We start from the raw sequence: 17,348 nt of genomic DNA on the forward strand, positions 1-17,348 counted from the left end.
GCAAAGAGCGGCGGCGTACGCTGGTGATGGCATCTCATCCCATATCCGGAGCACCTTTTTCGTGAGTGAGCAGTCCCGGCGTCCCCGTCAGCAGGGGAAGCCCTATCGTCGCCCCCAGAAGGACCCCGTCCGTATGCTCGCCTTCGAGGCGCTGCGGGCCGTGGACGAGCGGGACGCGTACGCGAATCTCGTGCTGCCTCCCCTGCTGCGCCGGGCGCGGGAGAAGGCGGGACCCGACACGTTCGACGGGCGGGACGCGGCGCTGGCCACCGAGTTGGTGTACGGGACGCTGCGGCGGCAGGGGACGTACGACGCGGTGATCGCGGAGTGTGTGGACCGGCCGTTGCGTGAGGTCGATCCGCCGGTGCTGGATGTGCTGAGCCTCGGCGCCCATCAGTTGCTGGGCACGCGGATTCCCACGCATGCCGCCGTGTCGGCCACCGTCGATCTCGCCCGGGTCGTGCTCGGCGACGGACGGGCCAAGTTCGTGAACGCGGTCCTCCGCAAGATCGCCCAGGATGACTTGAGCGGGTGGGTGCAGCGGGTCGCGCCGCCCTACGACGATGACCCTGAAGACCATCTCGCCGTCGTGCACGCGCATCCGCGCTGGATCGTCTCCGCGCTCTGGGACTCGCTCGGCGGTGGCCGGGCCGGGATCGAGGCACTGCTCGAAGCCGACAACGAGCGGCCCGAGGTCACGCTGGTCGCCCGGCCCGGGCGGGCCACCACCGAGGAACTGCTCCGGGAGGAGTCCGCGGTGGCGGGGCGCTGGTCGCCGTACGCCGTGCGGCTCGCCGAGGGCGGGGAGCCGGGCGCCGTCGACGCCGTACGGGAAGGCCGTGCGGGTGTGCAGGACGAGGGGAGCCAACTCGTGGCGCTCGCCCTCGCGAACGCTCCGCTCGACGGGCCCGACAAGGCCTGGCTCGACGGATGCGCCGGGCCCGGGGGCAAGGCCGCGCTGCTCGCCGCGCTCGCCGCCGAGCGCGGGGCCGTTCTGCTCGCCTCGGAGAAGCAGCCGCATCGGGCCGGGCTGGTCGCCAAGGCACTCGACGGCAACCCCGGGCCGTATCAGGTGATCACCGCCGACGGCACCCGTCCGCCGTGGCGGCCGGGGGTCTTCGACCGGGTGCTGGTGGATGTGCCCTGTACGGGGCTGGGGGCGCTGCGACGGCGGCCGGAGGCCCGGTGGCGGCGACGGCCCGAGGACCTTGAGGGCTTCGCTCCGCTTCAACGGACGCTGCTGCGGACCGCGTTGGAGTCCGTACGGGTCGGGGGCGTCGTCGGGTACGCGACCTGTTCGCCGCATCTCGCCGAGACCCGGGCGGTCGTTCAGGACATGCTCAAGCAGTACGGCGACGCGGTGGATCTCATCGACGCCCGGCCGCTGTTGCCCGGCGTGCCGGAGTTGGGCGAGGGGCCCGATGTGCAGTTGTGGCCGCATCTGCATGGGACGGATGCGATGTACTTGGCGTTGATCCGGCGGGTGGACTGAGAGAGGCTTCGCCCGGCGCCGAGCGCCGCTGTCGCGGGGGAGTCGCACGTCTGCCGCGCCGTCGTGGTTGTTCGCGCTCCCGTGGCGGAGCCGCACAATGTCACAGACCGCGCCCCTTCAGGGCGCTCAGGACGCCTCGCCGAGGTGAGGCTCATGGCTTGCCCCACTGTCTGACGAGGGTTCAGACCGATGGGCCCGTCCTGGGGTTGTCCCCCTCGCGGGCCAACCTGTGCGGCCACCACACCTTCGGGCCGACGTCCAGGAACAGGGACGTGACCAGGACGGACCGTACGACGAAGGTGTCGATCAGGACGCCCAGGGCGACCGCGAAGCCGATCTCGGCGAAGGCGACCATGGGCAGGGTGCCGAGGGCCGCGAAGGTGCCGGCCAGGACCAGGCCCGCCGAGGTGATCACGGCGCCGGTCGCCGCGAGGCCCGTCACCACGCCCTTGCGGGTGCCCTGGTGGGTGGCCTCCTCGCGGATACGGGTGGTCAGGAAGATGTTGTAGTCGATGCCCAGGGCCACCAGGAAGACGAAGACGAACAGGGGGAAGTCGGTCGACTCGCCCGCGTAGTCGAACGCGTATCTGAAAGCGAGCGCGCTGATGCCGAGTGCGGCGGCGAAGGAAAGGATCACCGTGCCGATCAGCAGCAGCGGGGCGATCAGGGCGCGGAGCAGGACACAGAGGATCAGCAGGACCACGACCAGCACCAACGGGATGATCAGGATGTTGTCGTGCGTCGTCGCCTCGTCCATGTCCAGCAGGCCCGCCGTGCCGCCGCCGACCTGGGCGTCCGCGTCCGGTACCGCGTGGACGGCGTCCCGGACCCGCTCGACGGTGTCCTTCGCGGCCTGGCTGTCGGCCGGGTCGGACATGGTCGCCTCGAAGAGGACCTTGCCGTCGTCGAAGGGTTTCGTTCCCGGTGGCAGACCGAGGGAGTCCGGGACGACTCCGGGGGTGTCGGCGACCGCCCGGCCCACCTCACGGGCCTGCGCCTGATTGCTGATGATCACGAGCGGGTTGCCGCTGCCCGCCGGGAAGTAGCGCTCGGAAACCTCCTGGCCGACGATCGAGTCCGGTTTGCCGGTGAAGGCGTCCGCGTTGCTGATGCCCTCGGCGCGCAGCTGGATCAGGCCCAGGGAGCAGAGGACCAGGGCAGCGGCCGTGGCGGCCCAGATCGTGCGCGGGCGGCGGGCGATGCCCCGGCCCATCCGGGCCCAGATGCCGCGATCGGTCGGGTCGGTGGTGCCGTAGTGCGGGATGACCGGCCAGAAGATCCAGCGGCCGAAGATCACCAGCAGGGCCGGGAAGAGCGTCATCATCGCCAGAAGGGCGACCGCGACGCCGATGGCGGCCACCGGGCCCAGTCCGCTCGTCGAGTTCATCTCGGCCGCCAGCAGCACCAGCATGCTGAGCACGACGGTCGCGCCGGAGGCCAGGACCGCCGGGCCCGCGCGGTGCAGGGCGAGGGCCATCGCCTCGTGGCGGTCCTCGTGGCGGCGCAGCTCCTCGCGGTAGCGGGCGACCAGGAGGAGGGCGTAGTCGGTGCCCGCGCCGAAGACGAGGACGGTGAGGATGCCCGCGCTCTGACCGTTCACCGTCAGGCCCGCATGCTCGGCCAGCAGATAGATCAGGGCCTGGGCCGTGAACAGGGCGCAGATCACCGACAGCAGGGGCACCAGGAGGAGGGTCGGGCTGCGGTAGGTGAGCAGGAGCATGACGATGACGACGGCCATCGCCGAGAGCAGCAGCGTGGAGTCGATGCCCTCGAAAACCTCCGAGAAGTCGGCGCTCGTACCGCCGGGACCCGTGATGTGCACGGCGAGACCGGCGCCGCCCTCGCCCACGATGTCCCGGATCGAGTCGACGGCGGGCGCGATCCGTTCCCAGCCCTTCTCGTCCATCGTGATCGGCACCTGGACCTGGGCTGCCCTGGGATCGGCCTCGCGGTCGTAGACCGGGCCGCGCGTCTGGTCGCCGATGATGCCGTGGTCGCGCAGCTGCTTGAGCTCGCGTACGTCCTCGACGATCTCGGCGCGGTCCTCGGCGGTGAGGCCGGCCTCGCGGGCGTAGACGACCACCGCCGGGATCTGCTCGGGCCGGAAGCCCTCCGAGAGTTCCAGGACCTGGGTCGACTCCGCCGAACCGGGGAGCCAGGACGCCGCGTCGTTGTCCTGGGCGTCGGTGAGCTTCGTGGCGAAGGGCGCGGTCAGGAACAGCACCACCAGCCAGAGGACGAGTACGACCCACTTGGCACGGCGTCCGCAGACGAAGTGCCCGATGCCTCTGCCGCCGCCCGTCGTCGTCTCCTGTTCGGTGTCCGTCATCGGCACCCCTGAGGCTGTACGTGGAGCCGGTCGCGCAGCGGTACGTCAAGCCGGTCGCTCGGCTGTACGTGCGGCCGGTCCGCCGGTTCCGCGGCGGTGGATCGTCTTTGGTACGGACCGGGGCGAACAAGGGTGCGTGGGCATGGGAGGCTTGACGCATGGCCGCGAAGATCAACCCAAGCATCCTGTCCGCCGACTTCGCCCGTCTCGCCGACGAGGCGAAGGCGGTAGAAGGGGCCGACTGGCTCCATGTAGACGTGATGGACAACCATTTCGTCCCGAACCTCACGCTCGGTGTGCCGGTCGTGGAGTCCCTGGCCCGTGCGACGGACACGCCGCTGGACTGCCATCTGATGATCGAGGCCCCCGATCGGTGGGCGCCCCAGTACGTCGAAGCGGGTGCCGGTTCCGTCACCTTCCATGCCGAGGCGGCCGCCGCACCGGTGCGGCTCGCCCGTGAGATCCGGGCCAAGGGAGCCCGCGCCTCCATGGCGCTCAAGCCGGCGACGCCGATCGAGCCGTTCGAGGACCTGCTTCCCGAACTCGACATGGTGCTGATCATGACGGTCGAGCCGGGCTTCGGAGGCCAGGCCTTTCTCGACATCATGCTCCCCAAGATCCGCCGCACCCGCGAGTTGATCAGCAAGCACGGCCTGGACCTGTGGCTCCAGGTCGACGGCGGGGTCGCCGACTCCACCATCGAGCGCTGCGCCGAGGCGGGCGCGGACGTCTTCGTCGCCGGTTCCGCGGTGTACGGGGCCGAGGACCCGGCGGCCGCGGTGCGCGCCCTGCGTGCCAAGGCCGACGCCGTCACGGCGAACGCGGCCTGGGCCTGCCGCCACTGAGCAGGCTGCCGGCTTGGGCCTGCCGTCACTGAGCAGGCCGCGGGCTTGGGCCTGCCGCCACTGAGCAGGCCAGGACCTCGGTCCGTCGGACTTGAGTCGGCGGGGCCGAGGGTACGTAGTCAGGGGGTACGACCGTGCGATCGCCGGGACGATCGGGGCAGGTCGTGCGACCACAGGGCCAAGGGAACGTGAACGGAGTTCCTTCGGGCTGATCGAAAACGCCGGATCTGCAAGGATGAACGGCGTATCCATGTGTGAAGAGCAGTGAGGAGAAGGCCGTGTCGGGTATGTCGGCGGGCCGGTCAGCCATGCGGATGGGACCCGCTGAGCTGGTTCAGGCGGCGGCCATGGCTCGTCGCTTCTACCTTGAGGGCAAGTCCAAGATCCAGATCGCCGAGGAGTTCGGCGTGAGCCGCTTCAAAGTGGCCCGGGTTCTGGAGACCGCCCTCGAAAGGGATCTCGTACGCATCGAGATCCGTGTCCCCGCCGAGCTGGACGCCGAGCGCTCCGACGCCCTGCGCGCCCGCTACGGCCTCAGGCACGCCGTGGTCGTGGAGTCGCCCGCCGACGCCGAGGAGTCGCCCGACCCCGAGAACCTGGGCGAGGTGGCCGCCGACCTGCTCGGCGAGCTGGTGAACGAGGGGGACGTCCTGGGCCTGGCCTGGGGGCGCTCCACCATCCACATGGCGGCGGCCCTGGACCGGCTGCCGCCGTGCACGGTGGTGCAGCTGACGGGCGTCTACGACGCGGGCACCGCCGAGCGCGGCTCGGTCGAGGCGGTACGGCGGGCCGCGCAGGTGTCGGGCGGCGACGCCCACCCCATCTACGCGCCGATGCTGCTGCCGGACGCGGCCACCGCGGCGGCGCTGCGCCACCAGACCGGGATCGCCCGGGCCTTCGAGTACTTCGACAAGGTCACGGTCGCCTGTGTCTCCATCGGTTCCTGGGAGCCGGGCATCTCCACGGTCCACGACATGCTCACCGAGGAGGAGCGCGGGCACTACTCCAGCCTCGGGGTCGCCGCCGAGATGTCCGCGCACCTCTTCGACGCCGAGGGCCGACGAGTGGGGCGGGACCTCGGGGAGCGGTGCATCACGGTCAAGGCCGACCAGCTCCGCCGGGTGCCCGAGGTCGTCGCCATCGCGGGCGGCCAGCGCAAGGCCGCCGCGATCGACGCCGTGCTGCGGTCGGGCCTGGTCACCAGCCTCGTCACCGACACCTCGGCGGCGGACTCCCTCCTGACCGCCGGTCAGACTCCGCGCCCCGCGCTCAACCGGGCGGACCCGGACGGGGTCTGACGGGCGGGGCGCCCCGCGCGCGGCCGGCCACTGGTCCGCAGGGCCGGCGGTCGGGACGCGCGGGCGGTGGCGCTCGTCCGCAGGGCCGGCGATCGAGATGTGCGGGCGGGGAGGGCGATCGTCCGCCGGGTCGGGGCGCGCACCGGCCGGGCCGGCGAGGTGTACTACATCGGTGATCACTGCGACTCGATCGGGACGGTACGGACATGGGGCGGTACGGACATGAGTGACGCCACGCTCGCGGAAGCGCTGGCCACCGGCGGCTGGGTGCACATCGAGCTGGATCTGGACGGGGTCGTCGACAAGCCCGCCTTCATGGATCGCTGTGCCCGCACCCTCGATCTGCCCGACTACTTCGGCCGCAACTGGGACGCCCTCGCCGACTGCCTCACCGATCTGTCATGGGCGCCGCCCGCGCGGGGACGGCTGATCGTGGTCACCGGCTGGCGGGAGTTCGCCCTGGCCGTCCCGAACGACTGGACCATCGCCCAGGAGGTGTTCACCGAGGCGGTGGACCACTGGAGGGGCACCGAGAACCAGCTGCGCGTGGTGCTGGCACTGGGCGGAGGTTCCTGAGACCGAGGGACGGCGGGCGGCGAATCAGCCGCTCCTGAGCCCGAGGGGTGGTATGCGGCCGGCCGCCGCGCTTCCGGCTCTCGGATGATCCTCCTAGGCCACCGCGCGCCCCTCTGGATGATCTGTCGAGGACGCCCACGCCCCCCGACATGGGACAATGAAGTACGTGCTCTTCCCCCTGGCGGTCCGGTCAGGGGGTCACCTCTGAACGACTGGGATGTGCGGCACGTGCGTTTCCTCAATGACATCCAGCCCGCGTACGACCTGACGTACGACGACGTCTTCATGGTCCCGAGCCGCAGTGCGGTCGGATCGCGGCAGGGCGTCGACCTGGCCTCCCCGGACGGCACGGGCACCACCATCCCGCTCGTCGTCGCCAACATGACCGCCATCGCCGGTCGCCGTATGGCCGAGACGGTCGCCCGGCGCGGAGGCCTCGTGGTCATCCCGCAGGACATCCCGATCGAGGTCGTCACCGACGTCGTCTCCTGGGTGAAGAGCCGCCATCTCGTGCTCGACACCCCGATCGTGCTGACCCCGCACCAGACGGTCGCCGACGCCCTCGCCCTGCTGCCGAAGCGGGCGCACAACGCGGGCGTCGTCGTCGACGAGGACCGCAGGCCGGTCGGTGTCGTCACCGACCGGGACCTCAGCGGCGTCGACCGCTTCACCCAGCTCGAAGTCGTCATGTCCAAGGACCTGTTGCTCCTCGACGCGGACATCGACCCCCGCGAGGCCTTCAACCGCCTCGACACGGCCAACCGCCGCTACGCGCCCGCCGTCGACAGGGAAGGCCGTCTCGCCGGCATCCTCACCCGCAAGGGCGCCCTGCGGGCCACGCTCTACACCCCGGCCGTCGACGCCGACGGCAAGCTGCGCATCGCCGCCGCCGTCGGCATCAACGGCGATGTCGCGGGCAAGGCCGAGCAGTTGCTCCAGGCGGGCGTCGACACACTCGTCATCGACACCGCGCACGGCCACCAGGAGTCGATGATCAGCGCGATCAAGCTGGTCCGCGACCTGGACCCCCGGGTGCCCATCGCGGCGGGCAACATCGTCGCCGCCGAGGGCGTACGGGACCTGATCGAGGCGGGCGCCGACATCGTCAAGGTCGGAGTCGGACCCGGCGCGATGTGCACCACCCGCATGATGACCGGCGTGGGCCGGCCGCAGTTCTCGGCGGTCCTGGAGTGCGCGGCCGAGGCGAAGAAGTACGGCAAGCACGTGTGGGCCGACGGCGGTGTGCGGCACCCGCGCGATGTGGCGATGGCGCTGGCTGCCGGCGCGTCCAACGTGATGGTCGGGTCCTGGTTCGCGGGCACGTACGAGTCGCCGGGCGACCTCCAGCACGACGCCCAGGGGCGCGCGTACAAGGAGTCCTTCGGCATGGCCTCCGCGCGCGCGGTGCGCAACCGTACGTCCGAGGAGTCGGCCTACGACCGCGCCCGCAAGGCCCTGTTCGAGGAGGGCATCTCCACCTCCCGGATGTTCCTCGACCCGGACCGCCCGGGTGTCGAGGACCTGATCGACTCGATCATCGCGGGCGTCCGCTCCTCCTGCACCTACGCCGGTGCGGGCTCCCTGGAGGAGTTCGCGGAGAAGGCGGTCGTCGGCATCCAGAGCGCGGCCGGCTACGCGGAGGGCAAGCCGCTGCACGCCAGCTGGAGCTGACGCCCGCGACGCCGGGCCTTCGGGCGCCCGCCGCTCCTACGCGGACATCGGGCAACTGGTCGGCCTGTCGGCGCCGGCCGTGAAGCGGCGCGTGGACCGGTTGCGGGCCACCGGAGCGATCAACGGGTTCACCGTGCGGGTGGACCCGGCGGCGCTCGGCTGGGAGACCGAGGGGTTCGTCGAGATCTACTGTCGGCGGAACACCTCTCCGGAGACCATTCAGCGGGGGCTGGAGCGGTATCAGGAGGTTGTCGCCGCGTCGACCGTCACTGGTTGCGGAGGTTTTCTTCGGGGACGCTCGCCTGATAGCTCGGGGCTGTGTGTTTTGGCGGTGCGGGTTCGTGGGTGGTTCTCGCGCAGTTTCCCGCGCCCCTATATGGCTGGCGGCAGTCGAAGAGGTGGCCCTAACATCGGGCTCATGACCTGGCGACATTGATTCACCAGCCGTGCCTCCCGAGGGCCGCCTCGGGCGTCGTTCGTCCGACGCCCGCATCGCTTCCTCGGGAAGGCCCCATGACTCTTTCACCTGCGCGTTTGTCCGGTGCCGGGATCGGTGACACTCGTCGTGTCCGGCGACTCACCGGCACGCTGTACGGTTACGCGTTCCTCGACGACTTCGTGCTGCTCTACCCCGTGTACGCGCTGCTGTTCAGCGACACCGGGCTGTCGATCTGGCAGGTCTCGTCGCTCTTCGCCCTGTGGTCCCTCACCGGGATCGTGCTGGAGGTGCCCTCCGGTGCCTGGGCCGATGCCGTGTCCCGGCGGTCGCTGCTGTGGCTGGGGCCGCTGCTCACCGCCCTCGGCTTCGCCCTCTGGGTGCTCGCGCCCTCGTACGGGGCCTTCGCCCTCGGCTTCGTGCTGTGGGGCATTCGCGGAGCGCTAGGCTCCGGGGCGCTTGAGGCGCTGGTGTACGACGAGTTGGAGCGGCTCGGTGCCGCTGACCGGTACGCCCGGGTGATCGGGCGGGCCCAGGCGGTCGGCATGGTCGCCGTGATGGCCGCGATGGGGCTGGCCGGGCCCGTACTCGACCTCGGCGGGTACACGGCTGTCGGGGCGGCGAGTGTGCTGGTCTGTGTGTTCACCGCCGCCGTCGCCACGCGGTTTCCCGAGCATCGGGAGAAGGCGCCCGAGGGAGGCGAGCGGGTCACCGTCCTCGCCACCCTGCGGACCGGGCTCGTCGAGGCCCGGCGTGACCGCTCCATACGCGGTGCCCTGCTGCTCGTGCCGGCCGTGGGGGCGGTGTGGGGTGCCCTCGACGAGTACGCGCCGCTGCTGGTCCGCGAGACCGGGGTCGCCGCCCCCACCATTCCCCTTCTGCTGCTGGTGATCTACGCGGGGCCCACGATCGGAAGCCTGCTGACCGGGGCCGGGGAGCGGCTCGGTACGACCGGGCTCGGGATCGTGCTCGCCGGGGCGGCGTCGGTCATGGCCGTGGGGGCGTTGACGGGGAGCCCCCTCGGGGTCGTGCTCGTCGGGGTCGCCTTCGGCGGGTTCCAGTTCGTCAATGTGCTCGCCGACGCCCGGCTGCAGGACCGTATCGAGGGCGCGCACCGGGCCACGCTGACCTCGGTCGCCGGCATGGGGACCGAGACGGCCACGGTCGCGGCCTTCGGGGCGTATGCGATGGTCGCCGGGGCTCATGCGCACGGCATCGCGTTCGCCGTGTTCGCGGTGCCGTATCTGGTGACGGCGTCGGCGCTGATGTGGAAACGGCGCCGCCCGGCAACGGCGCAATGAATCGCCGTCCACGCACCGTCGTACGCAAGGAATCGCTCCTCGGCGCGCACCGGCTTCCGCTTGTCCGCGCAGGTCAGCCGCTCGTACCGTCTAGGTGGCCCGCTTCCCGGCCACCAACCCCCTGACTTCGGTGAGGATCACGCATGCGTATCGCCCTGCTCCAGAGCTCCGGTCGGCCCGGATCGGTCGTCGAGAACCTCAAGGTGCTCGACGAGGCCGCGGGCCGGGCCGCCGGGGCCGGGGCGGGGCTGCTGGTATCGCCGGAGATGTTCCTGACCGGGTACGCGATCGGCGACGACAACGGGCGGCTCGCCGAGGCCGTCGACGGGGACTCGGCGGATGCCGTGGCCGATGTCGCGGGGCGGCACGGGCTCGTGATCGCCTACGGGTATCCGGAACGGGCCGGTGAGGCGGTCTTCAACTCCGCCCAGCTGATCTCCGCCGAGGGCTTCCGGCTCGCCAACCACCGCAAGACCCATCTCTTCGGCTGCTTCGAACGCGACCACTTCACACCGGGGGAACAGCAGGTCGTCCAGGCCGAGTTGGGCGGGCTCCGCATCGGCATCCTGATCTGAACCAGCTCTACGCCGCCTACGTCAACCGCGCCGGCAGGGAAGGGGAGTTCGACTTCGTCGGGCTGTCCACGCTCGCCGGGCCCGACGGAATCGCCCGCACCCGTGCCGGGCGGGACGAGGAACTCGTTCTCGCCGATGTCGACGCGGCCCTTCTCGCCGCGTCCCAGGAGGCGAACCCTTATCTACGAGACCGGCGGCCCGGCGTCTACGGGTCGCTCGTCCGAAGCGTCGTCAAAGACCTGAAGCGTCGTCAAAGCGCCACGCCCCCAACAGTTTTCGTGCGAGGAGTCCCCACCCCATGACGTCCACCGTGCCCAATTGCCATCGAGCACTCGGACGAGCGGCGGCAGCCGCGATGGGGCTCAAGCCGGTCGTGTACGAGCCGACCGGATCGGCGGGCGGCTGCGGACCGTGGGCTTCGACGGGCCCGACACCGAGGGGCTGACGGCCGAGCTGGGCGCCATGCGCTTCCCGCCGTCGTCGACCGCGCTCCAGCACCCCATCGACCTGGTGGGACTTCGGACCCGGCCCTTCCCCAACCCCCTCGCCGAGACGACCCCGTCGACCGTCGTCAACCGTCGTCGACCTCAAGGGCGAGTCGCACTACGCCGAGACGATCGACGACCTGCCGCAGGTCTACCGCGATGTCGCCGCCGCCTGGAACAAGTGCCTCGAAGACGGCGCCGACTTCTCCGACATGAACCGGGCCATGCGCGAGCGCGACGTCCCGCGCATCCGGGAGATCTGGGCGCGGCTCGTCGAACAACTCGACAACCAGACCTTCTACGGCTTCCTCTGCGCCTCCGAGGCGTTCAAGTCCTTCCGCCACCGCGAGATCTTCCGCCAGGTCGGGTTCGGGACGGGAGGCTGGGACACCGACTTCCCCCACTCCATCCTCGAAATCCTGCGGGTCGTCCACACCGAGGCCGACAACCACCACCGCGGCATCGGCGGCAGCCAGCAGCTCCCCTTGCGTCTCCGGGAGCGCGAGCCGGAGAAGATCACCCACTGGTCGTACGGCACCTCGCTGGCCTCCCTGCACGGGAACGGCGAGCCCCGCCCGGCCGTGACCCGGCTGCGCCGCACCGCCGGGAACCGGATCACCGTGACGGACGCCGACGGCGACATCCGTACGTACAGGGCGGCCGTCTTCACCGCCCAGTCCTGGATGCTGCTGTCGAAGATCGACTGCGACGAGTCGCTCTTCCCCATCGACCACTGGACGGCCATCGAACGGACCCACTACATGGAGTCCAGCAAACTGTTCGGCCTGGTGCGACGACAGTCTGAAATGGCTGCCGCTGTCCGCGAACGAGCGGATGGAGGTCATGCTGAAGTCGCTCGGCGAGATCTATCCCAAGGTCGACATCAGGAAGCACATCATCGGCAACCCGGTGAAGATCTCCTGGGAGAACGAGCCCTACTTCATGGGCGCCTTCAAGGCCAACCTGCCCGGTCACTACCGCTACCAGCGGCGCCTGTCCACCCACTTCACGCAGGACCGGCTACCCGAGGCCAAGCGGGGCGTCTTCCTCGCCGGCGACGACATCTCCTGGACGGCCGGCTGGGCCGAGGGCGCCGTCCAGACCGCCCTCAAGCGGTCTGGGGAGTGATGCGCCACTTCGGCGGCACCACCGACGCGACCAACCCCGGTCCGGGCGACGTGTACGACGCGATCGCGCCGGTGGATCTGCCGGAGGACTAGAGGACGGGGGAGTTTCCTCGGCCCGGGCTGCCGCGTGGCTCAGACCCCGACCGCCCGGGCCGACTCGTACACCTCCGCGGCCACGTCCTTGAGTTCCTCGGCGTCGCGCAGGCCGCCCTGGAGGTCGAGGAAGATCTCGTCGAGGCCCAGTTCGGCGTGGGCGGCCAGGTCCTCGGCGACCTGGGTGGCGTTGCCCTGGAAGGGGTGGCGGTCGGCGCCGTCGTACGCCTTGGGCTGGTACTCCGCGTTGACGCGCAGCACCGAGCGCAGCGGGCGGATACGGCGGCGCCGGGCGGCGAGCTCCCGCAACTGGCGCCACTGGACGGCCAGTTCCTCCAGGCCCAGGCCCACCGGCAGCCAGCCGTCGGCGTGGTCCACGAGTCTGTGCTGGGCTCTTGTGGTGCCCGCGGGCAGCAGGATGGGGATCGGCCGGGCGGGCTTGGGGCCGACCGCCGCCGAGGCGATCTTCGTGAGCCGGCCCTCGTACGACACCGGGTCGGGGCCCCACACGGCCCGGCAGACCCCGATGATCTCCTCCAGCATCAGGCCCCGCTCCTCGAACGGTCGGACGGCCGCCGCCGCGTGCTCGTCGGGCGACCAGCCGGTGCCGAGGCCCGCGACCACCCGGCCGCCGCTCGCCGAGTCCAACGAGGCCAGGGACTTGGCCAGTTGGAACGGGATGTGCAGGGGCGCGATCAGACTGGCGCCGAGCCGGGCCCGTTCGGTGGCCGCGGCGGCCAGGGTGAGGGTGACCAGGGGCTCGGCGACATGGCGGTACCGGTCGGGCCAGGGCAGGCCTTCGAGACCGTACAGACCCTGGGAGGGGCGGTCCGGGACGAGGGCCCGTTCGAAGACCCAGAGACTGTCGTAGCCGATGGACTCGGCCGTGCGCGCCACGTCGGGCACGTCCTTTCCGATGTCGTACTGCCGCATCTGGGGAAGGGCGAGCCCGAGCCGTAACGCCATTGCCGTGCACTCCTCTGCGAGGGATCTTTTCAAGTTGAACGTATAACGTTCACAAGGGAGTTCGAGAGAGGTGCGCACGTGACCGTGGCCACGGTCACTCCAGCGGCGTCAGCAGCATGCGGCTCGCCAGGCCCACGGCGGCGTCCAGACGGTCGGCGAACTCCTCGGCGAGATCCGGCAGTTCGCGCAGCGCCCAGAGGGCACGGGCCGCCGACCAGGCGGCTTCGCGGGCCCGCTCCAGGCTCCACGAGCCCAGCAGATGGGTGAGCGGATCGGCGATCTGGAGGAGATCGGGGCCCGGCATCAGCTCCTCGCGGATGCCCTCCTCCAGCGAGACGAGGAGGTCGCCGACAAGCTCGAACTCGTCCTCCAGATCGGCGGGTTCGCAGCCGAGCGTACGACAGGTGTCCACGACCGCCAGCGCGAGATCGTGCCCGATATGCGCATTGATGCCCGCGAGCGCGAACTGCAGCGGACGTACGCCGGGATGGTGCCGGAACTGGAGCAGGGGTCGCCAGCACGCGGGCCCGCGCCCTTGCTCGGCCACCCTCAGATAGCGCTCGGCGAACAGCACGTCCAAAGTGGTCGCGGCCTCGGCGTCCGGGAAGCGACCGGCGTCCAGACATCGGTCGACGGCCTCCGTGACGGCGAGGTAGACGCGGTTGAAGACCGCGACCCCGTCCCGCGCGGGCAGGGCCGTATCGAGGGCACGCATACGGAGGATCACGGTGTCCACCGAGTCGGGGGAAGTGTCTACCGATTCCATGGAATTGGTGAAATGTTCCAACTGCGCCATAGGGGGCAGGGTCCCAGTCCTAGGCTGACACCGGCGCCGCCGTGCCCGGCGCTTCCCCGGATCGGGGTAACGCGCGCGTGACGGGAAGCGCCGTATGAGCAGCGGCACGAGCACGGCATAGGTGGGGCACGAACACGTCACGAGTACGGCACGGGTACGGGCAGAAGCACCGGCGGACGAGAAGGCCTCGGTCCGGGAGCAGGGGGGAGCACCACGTGTCAGGCTTACGCGCCCAGAGGCTGGCCGCACGCCGAGCCGAGCGCAGGCGGGGGATGAGGCGCAAGGCCCTGCTGGTGGCCGCGGCGACCGCGGGTGTCGTCGCCACCGTCAGCGGGATGGTGGCCGCCTTCGGCAGCGAGGAGGGCGGCGGCACGGCGAAACCGCCGGTCAGCAGCTCGACCGGCCTCCCGTCGCATCCGGCCGTGCCGACACCGGAGCCCTCGCCGACAGGGGAGCCGGCCTCGCCGTCCCAAGCCCCCGATCCCTCGCGGAAGGCCGGCGCGAAGCCTTCGCCCGAGAAGCCGGAGGAGTCGGAGGAGTCGGATGAGTCGGAGCAGACCGAGGAGGGCAGCCAGTCCGGGTCCGACGACTCCGCCCGGCTCTACCGCCACCCCGAGTCCCAGGTCCTCGACTGGGTCCGCGACAACCCCGACGACCCGCGCAGCGCCGTCATCGAGTCCCGGATCGGCGACCGTCCGGCCGCCGTCTGGTTCACCGACCCGACGCCGTCGACCGTCACTTCCCAGGTCGCGAAGGTCGTCTCCGGCGGTGCCGAGCAGGGCCGGGTGCCGGTCCTCGTGGCCTACGCGATCCCGGACCGCGACTGCGGCGGGGCCTCGCAGGGCGGGGCGGCCGACCTGGACGCGTACGACGCCTGGATCGACGCCTTCGCCGCCGGGCTCGGCTCCGACGAGGTCATCGTCATCCTGGAGCCGGACGCGATCGCCCAGTCCGACTGTCTCTCCGCCGATGCCCGCGCCGACCGCCTCACCTCACTCGTCCGTGCCGGCCGCGTCATGAAGAAGGCCAACCCCGAGGCACGTGTCTACTACGACGCCGGGCACTCGGAGTGGAACACCCCACAGAAGCAGGCCACCCTGCTCCGCCTGGCCGGCGCCGCCTCGCCCGAGACCTCCGACGGCATCTTCAGCAACGTCTCCAACTTCAACCCCACGGAGGCCGAGGTCGCCTACACCCGCGAGGTCCTGGAGGCCATGAACGCCCCGGAGAGCCTCGGCGCCGTCGTCGACACCAGCCGCAACGGCAACGGCGCCCCGTCCGACGGCGCCTGGTGCGACCCCACCGGCCGGGGCATCGGCGAGGCCCCGACCCTCACGACGGGCGAGCCCCGCATCGACGGCTATCTGTGGGTGAAGCTGCCGGGCGAGTCGGACGGCTGCCGGGGGAAGGCGGGGGCCTTCTCACCGGGGTACGCGTATGAGCTGGCGAAGGGGTGAGGGGGTTCATCGGGAGAGGCTGGACTCGGTGAGACGCCGGGGGCGCGGGCTCGGTGAGGGGCCAGGGGGCGCGGGGCTCGGTGAGGGGCCAAGGAGCGCGGCCCGGTGGTCCGTGCATATGCCACTGAGCGGCTGCTTACCATGGTCGGGTCCGCGCTCGACCGTTCCCAGGAGCACCACCCGTGACCGCCGAAGCTCCCGCAGCCCCCGTCGTCCCCGCAGTCCCCACGGTTCCCACCGTCTCCGTCCCGTACGGCCGGCTCGTCCCCGTCACCGTGCACTTCGACGACCTGGACGCGCTCGGCATGCTGCACAACGCCCGCTACCCGGTGATGGTCGAGCGGGCCTGGACCGAGTACTGGCGGGAGCAGGGCTACGGCTTCGACGGCGACTGGGTGGCGGCCGGCGACTTCTGCAACGTCGTCAAGGAACTGCGGATCGGCTACGAGGCACCCGTCGTCAAGCCGGGCGCCTACGCCGTCCACGTGTGGCTGGAGCGGCTCGGCACCACCGGTCTGACGTACGGCTTCCGCTTCTGCTCGACCGACGGCACGGTGACCTACGCGCAGGGCACCCGCGTACTCGTACGGATGGACGCCACCACCCTGCGGCCGACCGCCTGGAGCGAGCGGTTCAGGGCCTTGGGTCGGGAACTGCTGCGTCCGGCCGACTGATCTTCGGCCGGTTCCGCTCACCGGCGCGCAGCACACCAGCGAAGACGACGAGCCCGCACGCCAGCAGCGTCACCAGGCCGAACGACACCACCAGGCTGGTCAGCTGCGCCAGACCGCCGATCGCGCTTGGCGCGATGAGGCCCGAGGTGTAGGTGATGGTGGCGACGCCCGCGATGGCCTGGCTGGGGTTCGGCCCACTGTGTCCGGCGGCGGCGAAGCAGAGCGGTACGACCACTGCGATACCGAGGCCCATCAGGGCGAAGCCGGCCATCGCGACCGCCGGGTGGTTCGCGACGACGATGAGGACACCGCCGAGCGCCGCGAAAGCACCGCTGGTCCGTACCGTACGGACCGCGCCGTAACGGTTGACCACCCAGTCGCCGGTGAGCCGGGCCACCGCCATGGTCAGCATGAAGCCGGTGGTGCAGGCCGCCGCGAGCCCCGCGGAGGTCGCCAGCTCGTCCCGCAGATAGACCGCCGACCAGTCCAGCGCCGCCCCCTCCGCGAACACCGCGCAGAACCCGACCGCGCCGATCAGCAGCGCCGACCTCGGCGGCAGCGCGAACCGGGGCGGCGGCTCCTCGTCCTCGGTGGGCCTCAGGTCCAGCACCCACTGACAGGCGACCAGCCCGAGCGCGGTGAGCGAGGCCGCCGCCAGCGCGTGGTGCAGCCGGGCGTCCGAACCGAGGTGCGCGGCGAGCGTGCCGGCCGCCGAGCCGACGAGGGCACCCGCGCTCCACATACCGTGCAGCCCCGACATGATCGAACGGTGGAGACGGTTCTCGACCTCGACGCCGAGCGCGTTCATCGCGACGTCCGCCATGCCCGCGGACGCGCCGTACACGAAGAGCGCGAGGCAGAGCGTCCACAGGTTCGGCGCGAGGGACGGCAGGATCAGCGCGAGCGTCCACATCGAGAGCAGTCCGCGCATCGCCGTACGGGCGCCGTAGCGATGACTGATCCAGCCCGCGAGCGGCATGGCCACGGAGGCGCCGATCGCCGGGAAGGCGAGCGCCAGCCCCAGTTGGCCCGCGCTGACCTCGGCATGGTCCTGAATCCAGGGCACCCGGGTCGCGAAGGAGCCGGTGACCGCGCCGTGCACGGCGAACACGGCGGCCACGGCGTACCGTGCCCGCCGCACCTCACTCAGCTCGTCGACGCCCACTGAACTCATTCTGACCCCTTCCCGATGTCCGGTTCCCGCCCGATGTCCGGTTCCTGCCCGGC

At 71.1% G+C, this 17,348-nt stretch carries 14 protein-coding genes and 2 pseudogenes; 12 read left to right on the plus strand and 4 right to left on the minus strand.

Annotation, left to right across the window (positions count from 1 at the left end):
* The first annotated feature begins 61 nt into the window (after positions 1-61).
* A complete protein-coding gene (locus ACWD4G_RS02175; protein ID WP_451290183.1) occupies positions 62-1,492 on the plus strand; it encodes an RsmB/NOP family class I SAM-dependent RNA methyltransferase in 1,431 nt (476 codons plus the stop codon).
* 181 nt (positions 1,493-1,673) lie between these two features.
* Here the strand turns inward: ACWD4G_RS02175 and ACWD4G_RS02180 are convergent, their stop codons facing one another.
* Complete coding sequence (locus ACWD4G_RS02180) at positions 1,674-3,821, minus strand: MMPL family transporter (RefSeq protein ID WP_451290184.1); 2,148 nt, start codon at positions 3,819-3,821, stop codon at positions 1,674-1,676.
* Positions 3,822-3,979: 158 nt separating this feature from the next.
* Between ACWD4G_RS02180 and rpe the strand changes: the two genes are divergently transcribed.
* The 9 genes and pseudogenes from rpe to ACWD4G_RS02225 all read left to right on the plus strand — a co-directional run bounded on the left by rpe (position 3,980) and on the right by ACWD4G_RS02225 (position 12,136).
* Positions 3,980-4,666, plus strand: a complete 687-nt coding sequence (gene rpe, locus ACWD4G_RS02185) for a ribulose-phosphate 3-epimerase (protein WP_451290186.1) — start codon at positions 3,980-3,982, stop codon at positions 4,664-4,666.
* 254 nt (positions 4,667-4,920) lie between these two features.
* Positions 4,921-5,964, plus strand: coding sequence for a sugar-binding transcriptional regulator (locus tag ACWD4G_RS02190; RefSeq protein WP_451290188.1), 1,044 nt, complete (start codon positions 4,921-4,923; stop codon positions 5,962-5,964).
* A 66-nt stretch (positions 5,965-6,030) separates the two neighbouring features.
* On the plus strand, positions 6,031-6,540 hold the full coding sequence (locus ACWD4G_RS02195) for a barstar family protein (RefSeq protein ID WP_451290189.1): 510 nt from the start codon (positions 6,031-6,033) through the stop codon (positions 6,538-6,540).
* A 228-nt stretch (positions 6,541-6,768) separates the two neighbouring features.
* Positions 6,769-8,211: a GuaB1 family IMP dehydrogenase-related protein gene (locus tag ACWD4G_RS02200; protein ID WP_451290190.1), complete on the plus strand. Its 1,443-nt coding sequence runs from the start codon at positions 6,769-6,771 to the stop codon at positions 8,209-8,211.
* Positions 8,212-8,236: 25 nt separating this feature from the next.
* A pseudogene (locus tag ACWD4G_RS02205) lies at positions 8,237-8,485 on the plus strand (Lrp/AsnC family transcriptional regulator); the annotation flags it as partial.
* Positions 8,486-8,724: 239 nt separating this feature from the next.
* Positions 8,725-9,948, plus strand: a complete 1,224-nt coding sequence (locus tag ACWD4G_RS02210; RefSeq protein WP_451290191.1) for an MFS transporter — start codon at positions 8,725-8,727, stop codon at positions 9,946-9,948.
* A 143-nt stretch (positions 9,949-10,091) separates the two neighbouring features.
* Positions 10,092-10,825 (plus strand): annotated as a pseudogene (locus ACWD4G_RS02215) (nitrilase-related carbon-nitrogen hydrolase).
* 109 nt (positions 10,826-10,934) lie between these two features.
* A complete protein-coding gene (locus ACWD4G_RS02220) occupies positions 10,935-11,813 on the plus strand; it encodes a hypothetical protein (RefSeq protein ID WP_451290286.1) in 879 nt (292 codons plus the stop codon).
* A gap of 29 nt (positions 11,814-11,842) precedes the next feature.
* Positions 11,843-12,136 (plus strand): FAD-dependent oxidoreductase, encoded by a 294-nt coding sequence (locus ACWD4G_RS02225; protein ID WP_451290192.1) that lies wholly within the window; start codon positions 11,843-11,845, stop codon positions 12,134-12,136.
* Positions 12,137-12,267: 131 nt separating this feature from the next.
* On the opposite strand, the gene ACWD4G_RS02230 is transcribed toward ACWD4G_RS02225, so the two are convergent.
* Positions 12,268-13,194 carry a TIGR03619 family F420-dependent LLM class oxidoreductase gene (locus ACWD4G_RS02230; protein ID WP_451290193.1) on the minus strand — a complete coding sequence of 309 codons (927 nt, stop codon included), beginning with the start codon at positions 13,192-13,194 and terminating at the stop codon, positions 12,268-12,270.
* A gap of 94 nt (positions 13,195-13,288) precedes the next feature.
* Positions 13,289-13,990 (minus strand): DUF5995 family protein, encoded by a 702-nt coding sequence (locus tag ACWD4G_RS02235; protein ID WP_451290194.1) that lies wholly within the window; start codon positions 13,988-13,990, stop codon positions 13,289-13,291.
* Positions 13,991-14,277: 287 nt separating this feature from the next.
* Here ACWD4G_RS02235 and ACWD4G_RS02240 point away from each other — a divergent pair, with 287 nt between their 5' ends.
* The gene (locus ACWD4G_RS02240) at positions 14,278-15,447 is read left to right on the plus strand and encodes a glycoside hydrolase family 6 protein (RefSeq protein WP_451290287.1); all 1,170 of its coding nucleotides are present in this window, start codon (positions 14,278-14,280) and stop codon (positions 15,445-15,447) included.
* Between the two features lie 182 nt (positions 15,448-15,629).
* Positions 15,630-16,121 carry an acyl-CoA thioesterase gene (locus tag ACWD4G_RS02245; RefSeq protein ID WP_451290195.1) on the plus strand — a complete coding sequence of 164 codons (492 nt, stop codon included), beginning with the start codon at positions 15,630-15,632 and terminating at the stop codon, positions 16,119-16,121.
* Here the strand turns inward: ACWD4G_RS02245 and ACWD4G_RS02250 are convergent.
* Positions 16,081-17,295, minus strand: a complete 1,215-nt coding sequence (locus ACWD4G_RS02250; protein ID WP_451290196.1) for an MFS transporter — start codon at positions 17,293-17,295, stop codon at positions 16,081-16,083. The two genes, ACWD4G_RS02245 and ACWD4G_RS02250, sit on opposite strands and share 41 nt — an antisense overlap.
* Positions 17,296-17,348: the final 53 nt, after the last annotated feature.

The sequence above is a fragment of the Streptomyces sp. NPDC002643 genome, assembly GCF_053592555.1.